4 protein-coding genes are annotated in these 7087 nt (G+C 47.2%); 3 read left to right on the top strand and 1 reads right to left on the bottom strand.

Features of this window, described 5'->3' with window-relative positions; all coding sequences use genetic code 11:
• The first annotated feature begins 7 nt into the window (after positions 1-7).
• The 3 genes from Q4Q50_RS08455 to putA all read left to right on the top strand — a co-directional run bounded on the left by Q4Q50_RS08455 (position 8) and on the right by putA (position 5791).
• Positions 8-1297: an inorganic phosphate transporter gene (locus tag Q4Q50_RS08455; RefSeq protein ID WP_006082932.1), complete on the top strand. Its 1290-nt coding sequence runs from the start codon at positions 8-10 to the stop codon at positions 1295-1297.
• A 227-nt stretch (positions 1298-1524) separates the two neighbouring features.
• Positions 1525-2073: a TIGR04211 family SH3 domain-containing protein gene (locus Q4Q50_RS08460; protein ID WP_311899035.1), complete on the top strand. Its 549-nt coding sequence runs from the start codon at positions 1525-1527 to the stop codon at positions 2071-2073.
• Positions 2074-2596: 523 nt separating this feature from the next.
• The gene (putA, locus tag Q4Q50_RS08465; RefSeq protein ID WP_311899036.1) at positions 2597-5791 is read left to right on the top strand and encodes a bifunctional proline dehydrogenase/L-glutamate gamma-semialdehyde dehydrogenase PutA; all 3195 of its coding nucleotides are present in this window, start codon (positions 2597-2599) and stop codon (positions 5789-5791) included.
• A 164-nt stretch (positions 5792-5955) separates the two neighbouring features.
• Here the strand turns inward: putA and tnpA are convergent, their stop codons facing one another.
• The gene (gene tnpA, locus Q4Q50_RS08470) at positions 5956-6393 is read right to left on the bottom strand and encodes an IS200/IS605 family transposase (RefSeq protein ID WP_311899037.1); all 438 of its coding nucleotides are present in this window, start codon (positions 6391-6393) and stop codon (positions 5956-5958) included.
• Positions 6394-7087: the final 694 nt, after the last annotated feature.

The raw sequence follows: 7087 nt of genomic DNA on the forward strand, positions 1-7087 counted from the left end.
TATCAATATGGTTGATGCAGGTATTGAGGTGGCTAACGTCTTAGTCACCAATGGCCCGTGGCTTATTGCCGTTGCGGCTGCATTTGGTTTTCTCATGGCATGGGGTATTGGCGCGAATGACGTTGCCAATGCGATGGGAACCTCTGTAGGTTCAAACGCAATTACGATCAAACAAGCGATTATTATCGCGATGATCTTTGAGTTTGCGGGCGCGTTTTTAGCGGGTGGCGAAGTCACCAGTACAATCCGTAATGGGATTATTGACCCCAGTTACTTCACTAATACACCTGAATTGCTGGTTTACGGCATGATAGGTTCGCTATTAGCGGCAGGTATTTGGTTAGTCGTCGCGTCTGCTTTAGGTTGGCCAGTATCGACTACACACTCTATCGTCGGCGCCATTATTGGTTTCGCGGCAGTCGGTGTAGGCACTGATTCGGTTGAATGGGGTAAAGTGGGCGGTATCGTAGGTTCTTGGGTGATTACCCCTGCAATCTCAGGCTTTATGGCATTTATCATATTCCAAAGCGTACAGAAGCTTATCTTCAACACTGATGACCCATTGAGTAATGCTAAGCGTTATGTGCCTTTCTACATGGCATTTGCTGGCTTTATGATGTCTTTAGTGACCATTCTTAAGGGCTTATCCCACGTGGGTATTCACTTAAGCGGCGCTGAAGCTTATATGTTAGCGGGCGCAATCGCGGTTGTGGTTGGTCTAGTGGGTAAAGTGGCGATTTCACGTTTAAAAATGAGCGACAAAACTGACCGTCAAACTCAGTTCAAAAACGTTGAAAAAGTGTTTGCGATCCTGATGGTACTGACAGCCTGTTGTATGGCTTTCGCCCATGGCTCAAACGACGTTGCCAACGCGATTGGTCCTTTAGCGGCGGTTGTTTCTGTCGTTAACAGCGGCGGTGAAATTGCATCAAAATCGCCATTAGTCTGGTGGATTTTACCTTTAGGTGCCGTAGGTATTGTGATGGGTCTGGCGATTTTTGGTCAGCGCGTGATGCAAACCATCGGTAAAAACATCACTCACCTGACGCCAAGTCGTGGTTTTGCGGCTGAATTAGCAGCGGCTTCGACAGTGGTTATCGCATCAGGCACAGGCTTACCTATCTCTACCACACAAACCTTAGTCGGTGCGGTATTAGGTGTGGGTATGGCCCGTGGTATCGCAGCGATTAACATCGGTGTAGTGCGTAATATCGTTGTGTCTTGGGTTGTGACCCTACCTGCAGGCGCAGGCCTATCAATCATCTTCTTCTACATGATTAAAGGTATCTTTAATTAAGAAGTTTCGCTAAATAAGTTGCTGAAGTTAAGTAGCATTAGCGCCTAGGACTAGAAGGTCATAGGAAAGATTGAGTGAAAAGGGAATGGTCATAGCATGGATGCAGTAAAGTTGAGGGAAGTCTATGACTTCCCTCTTGCATTACAGGCCTCAAATCCCTAGCATGTGCAGACTATTTCGTTGATGAGAATACAAAAGTGTTTAGACTCCTGACTCTGGTAGGAATGATGTTACTGTCTTCCAACCTGCTGGCCGAAGGCCAATCCCGTTACATCTCGGATAACGTGTTTCTTTATCTTTTAGGTGGCCCTGGTACTGAGTTTCGAATTCTTGGCTCGATTGAAGCCGGTCAACCTGTGACACTGCTCAACGAAACCCAAGGTGATTACTCTAAAATCATCGACCATAAAGGCCGCGAAGGTTGGGTGCAAACTAACCTAATCAGCTCGACTCAAAGTTTCCGTGAACAAGTGCCAGCGTTAACCACTGAGCTTGCACAAGCTAAAGCTAAACTAGCGGGAGTATTAAGTTCGACTGATAACCACGCCGACGAAGTGACCGAACTGAAGGCTAAACTAAGCGAGTTAGAAACGAACCTCGCCAAAACCACTCAAGAACGTGATGAACTTAAAGTCGCGGTTGATCGCTCAGCCCAAGATGAGCGTTTTGAACTATGGCGCCAAGGCGGATTAATTGCAGGTATGGGGTTAATCCTAGGCATTATTTTAGTGTATTTACCTAGACCACAACGTCGCAGTAAAAAACGTTGGATGTAAGTCTGACACACAAAAAGTCTTCATTTACCTTCCAAAAGCCAGTGTTTTCAAACACTGGCTTTTTTGTCAATCAAGCGTTACATCGACTTATACCAATCACCTTAAATATCTAATCAGTTCAGAGCCTCACAGGCATCTCAATCCAAGGCGCATTGACGCAGAAATGGTCATTCCCTTTTAAGTCAATGCAACACGGGAGTGGGATGCCTGTGAGGCTCCCGAAGGGCGGGTTTCAACGCGCTTTATACTGCGTTTAAGGCTTTCGACAGAGCACCACTATGCCTTCAAGCCTTCGCCTTGTCTAAAGCGCGTTGAACTCCCGCTGAATGAACAGATATTTAATACGATTGGTATTATTAACAAACCAATCAAACAAGCTTCACAATCTTTCACGCTATAGTGTTGTCCGTCACATTTTGGTTGTATAATCTGCGCGCGCAAACCTTCATATTGTATACAAAATATCAAATGCGTTTGGCGCCTCCCAATTTGTTTCAACAATAGCGCCCCAATAACGGCCAAGATGGAAGCGATAACTATGTTCAAAGCGAGTGAAGTGCTGGCAGGCCGCTACGATTCTGCCAATCTCGACGAACTGTTCAAAGCGATCAGCGACAACTACATTGTCGATGAAGAACAATACTTGTCAGAGTTGATCCAACTAGTTCCCTCCAGTGATGAAGCCATAGAGCGCGTCACTCGTCGTGCCCACGAACTGGTTAACAAGGTTCGTCAATTCGATAAAAAAGGGTTGATGGTCGGCATTGATGCCTTCTTGCAACAGTACAGCTTAGAAACACAGGAAGGCATTATCCTGATGTGTTTAGCCGAAGCGCTGCTGCGTATTCCCGATGCGGCCACTGCCGATGCACTGATTGAAGATAAGCTTTCAGGCGCTAAGTGGGATGAGCACATGAGCAAGAGTGACTCTGTACTCGTTAACGCATCGACCTGGGGCTTAATGCTCACAGGTAAGATTGTTAAACTCGATAAAAAAATCGATGGCACCCCAAGCAACTTACTGAGCCGCTTAGTTAATCGTCTCGGCGAGCCAGTAATCCGCCAAGCCATGATGGCCGCGATGAAGATCATGGGTAAGCAGTTCGTACTGGGCCGCAACATGAAAGAAGCCCTGAAGAACAGCGAAGACAAGCGTAAGTTAGGCTATACCCATTCCTACGACATGCTGGGTGAAGCGGCGTTAACGCGCAAAGATGCCGAAAAATACTATACCGATTACGCCAATGCGATAACCGAGCTCGGTGCTCAAAGCTATAACGAAAATGAATCACCGCGCCCAACGATCTCAATCAAGCTATCGGCATTGCACCCACGTTACGAAGTGGCCAATGAAGACCGCGTTTTAACTGAACTGTACGACACAGTTATCCGCCTGATAAAACTGGCTCGCGGCTTAAATATCGGTATTTCTATTGATGCTGAAGAAGTCGATCGCCTCGAGTTGTCACTTAAACTGTTCCAAAAACTGTTTAATTCAGAAGCGGCAAAAGGCTGGGGATTACTCGGCATAGTGGTGCAGGCTTACTCTAAGCGTGCCCTGCCCGTACTGGTTTGGTTAACGCGTCTTGCCAAAGAGCAAGGTGATGAAATCCCCTTGCGTCTGGTAAAAGGCGCCTATTGGGATAGCGAACTGAAATGGGCCCAACAAGCGGGCGAAGCCGCTTACCCACTTTACACTCGCAAAGCCGGTACTGACGTGTCTTACCTCGCCTGCGCCCGCTACTTGCTATCGGATGCAACTCGCGGCGCTATCTACCCACAATTTGCTAGCCATAATGCGCAAACTGTGGCGGCGATTTCCGATATGGCAGGCGATCGTCACCATGAATTCCAACGCTTACACGGCATGGGACAAGAGCTGTACGACACTATTCTGTCGGAAGCTGGCGCCAAATCGGTACGTATTTATGCGCCTATCGGTGCCCATAAGGATCTGCTGCCCTACTTAGTGCGTCGTCTGCTGGAAAACGGCGCTAACACGTCGTTCGTCCACAAGCTTGTCGATCCTAAAACCCCCATCGAGTCATTAGTGGTGCATCCGCTAAAAACGCTGACGGGCTATAAAACCCTGGCTAACAACAAAATCGTATTACCTGCCGATATTTTCGGTAGCGAACGCAAAAATTCCAAGGGACTCAATATGAACATCATTTCCGAATCTGAGCCGTTTTTCGCAGCTTTAGAACAATTTAAAAATACCCAATGGCAAGCGGGTCCTCTGGTTAACGGTAAAACTTTAACTGGCGAACATAAAACGGTTGTTAGCCCATTCGATACCACTCAAACCGTGGGTCAAGTGGCCTTTGCCGATGACGCAGCCATAGAACAAGCACTCGCGTCTGCTGAAGCGGCGTTTGCCTCATGGGCACGTACGCCAGTTGAAACCCGTGCCTCTGCGCTGCAAAAACTCGCTGATTTATTAGAAGAAAACCGCGAAGAATTGATCGCCTTGTGTACCCGTGAAGCGGGTAAGAGCATTCAAGACGGTATCGACGAAGTACGTGAAGCAGTTGATTTCTGTCGTTACTACGCAGTACAAGCCAAGAAGATGATGGCAAAACCTGAACTGCTTCCTGGCCCAACAGGTGAGCTGAACGAACTGTTCCTCCAAGGCCGCGGCGTATTCGTGTGTATAAGCCCGTGGAACTTTCCATTGGCTATCTTCCTCGGCCAAGTGTCTGCGGCATTAGCGGCGGGTAACACTGTTATCGCGAAACCTGCGGAGCAAACCTCGATTATTGGTTACCGTGCAGTACAACTTGCTCACCAAGCAGGTATTCCTGTTGAGGTTCTGCAATTCCTACCGGGTACAGGTGCGACTGTGGGTAGCGCAATTACGGCCGATGAACGTATCGGTGGCGTGTGCTTTACCGGTTCAACTGGCACAGCAAAACTGATTAACCGTACACTGGCAAACCGTGATGGCGCGATTATTCCATTAATCGCCGAAACTGGCGGTCAAAATGCCATGGTGGTGGACTCAACCTCACAACCTGAGCAAGTGGTTAACGATGTGGTTTCATCGTCATTCACCAGCGCAGGTCAACGTTGCTCGGCGCTGCGTGTACTCTTCCTCCAAGAAGACATTGCCGATCGCGTGATCGAAGTGCTGCAAGGCGCGATGGATGAGTTAGTGATTGGCAACCCAAGCTCAGTGAAAACTGACGTAGGCCCAGTGATTGACGCCACCGCCAAAGCCAACTTAGATGCGCACATCGACCACATAAAGCAAGTCGGTAAGCTTATCAAGCAAATGCCGCTGCCTGCTGGCACTGAAAACGGTCACTTTGTTTCGCCCACTGCGGTTGAAATTGATTCGATTAAAGTGCTTGAGAAAGAACACTTTGGCCCAATCCTGCACATTATCCGCTACAAGGCTGCCGAGCTAAGCCAAGTGATCAACGAGATCAACAGCACAGGCTTTGGTTTAACCTTAGGTATCCACAGCCGTAACGAAGGCCATGCCCTCGAAGTAGCTGACAAGGTTAACGTAGGTAACGTCTACATCAACCGTAACCAAATCGGCGCTGTGGTTGGCGTACAGCCTTTCGGCGGTCAAGGCCTGTCTGGTACTGGCCCTAAAGCCGGTGGCCCACACTACTTAACTCGCTTCGTGACTGAAAAGACTCGCACTAACAACATCACCGCTATCGGTGGTAATGCGACCCTGCTGTCACTGGGTGATAGCGAAGAATAAGCTCTCTCACCTGTGAGAGTTGAACAAAAGCCAGACTGAGTCTGGCTTTTTTATTACATTAATTAAAATCAAAGTCGTGGGGCTTCACCCCTTAATTTTTAGTAAAGAATCCGCCTTCTTAGAAGGCGGCTTTGACTTGCCCCTGGAAGGGGCTATTCCAAAAACTACATCATCTGCAACGACAATTGAGCCTCATGTTCCTGATCTTGTTTATCTTGATGGCGCACATATCGTCTAATGATTTCTTCATTAACCCCTACTGTATCTACAAAATAACCTCTGGCCCAAAAGCTATTGCCCCATAGCTTTTTACGTACATGAGAGAATTTATTGAATAGCCTTATCGCACTTCTTCCTTTCAATACTCCCATCAGCGTTGATACTGACAGCTTCGGCGGGATTATGACTACCAAGTGAACGTGGTCTATCTGAACGTTTAATTCTAAAACCTCACAACCCTTCATATTGCAAAGGATATAAATTGACCTGTATAACTCCTTACCAAGGTTTCCTTTTAATATTTTAAAACGGTACTTCGGAGTCCAAACAATATGATATTTGCAACGCCAATAAACATGTGATGAACTTCTATAATCGCCCATGCTTTTCGTTTCCTCTTACTTGTGGTGAATAAGAAGTCTCTTTTAGCATGGGCGTAATTCAGGCTATAGCCTCAAGGAACAATCACCACCGCCAGAGGCGGTGGTTTTGGGATGACAATAAAAAGTCGACCAAGGAGGACTGCTCGTCCTATCTTCCTTGCTCTTGTTTTCACTAGCAGCCAAGACGCCCCTTGCGAAGTTACATGCATTTGAGACTGGTTTTGAAGGGTAAGGTGAACTTCTGTAGTCTCTGTGTCGGCAGTTAATCCTTAAAGAGTTATGCATGTTCCATATTTTTCTCTTTTCTGATTCGCAAAAAGATTAAGTACTTGCATTCCAGTGACACGCCATAAACTCATCCCTGAGGGCTCGACGACGGCATCCTTGCCGCCCAACGGTCACTTTCATGCAAGTACTTAATCTCGTTAATTCCCGAGTATACCTGTCACTAAATTTAACAATGGATGTCTCAATAAAGTTTATTCGCCCTGCGGCAACTCCGAGGGGAGGCGTATTCTGTTGCTTCGGAGTTAACTGTTAATAACAAGAGAGTGGTCCCTATCCCGTCATTAAATCCTCGCGGATAAGCACTTGCCATTCACTAGTATTTAACATTTAATAACAGCATGTTATTGAACGGTGATCTTCCTACAGAGGACTTTCACCTCATTAGTTCATGCCCATGCTGGGCGTA

This window comes from Shewanella scandinavica, from assembly GCF_031932065.1.
GTDB classification, from domain to species: domain Bacteria; phylum Pseudomonadota; class Gammaproteobacteria; order Enterobacterales; family Shewanellaceae; genus Shewanella; species Shewanella baltica.

What these genes read in the sequence shown, in the direction of transcription:
- tnpA (WP_311899037.1), bottom strand. Translation starts at nt 6,393, where the DNA reads ATGGGCGATTATAGAAGTTCATCACATGTTTATTGGCGTTGCAAATAT.
- putA (WP_311899036.1), top strand. Translation starts at nt 2,597, where the DNA reads ATGGAAGCGATAACTATGTTCAAAGCGAGTGAAGTGCTGGCAGGCCGC.
- Q4Q50_RS08460 (WP_311899035.1), top strand. Translation starts at nt 1,525, where the DNA reads ATGTTACTGTCTTCCAACCTGCTGGCCGAAGGCCAATCCCGTTACATC.
- Q4Q50_RS08455 (WP_006082932.1), top strand. Translation starts at nt 8, where the DNA reads ATGGTTGATGCAGGTATTGAGGTGGCTAACGTCTTAGTCACCAATGGC.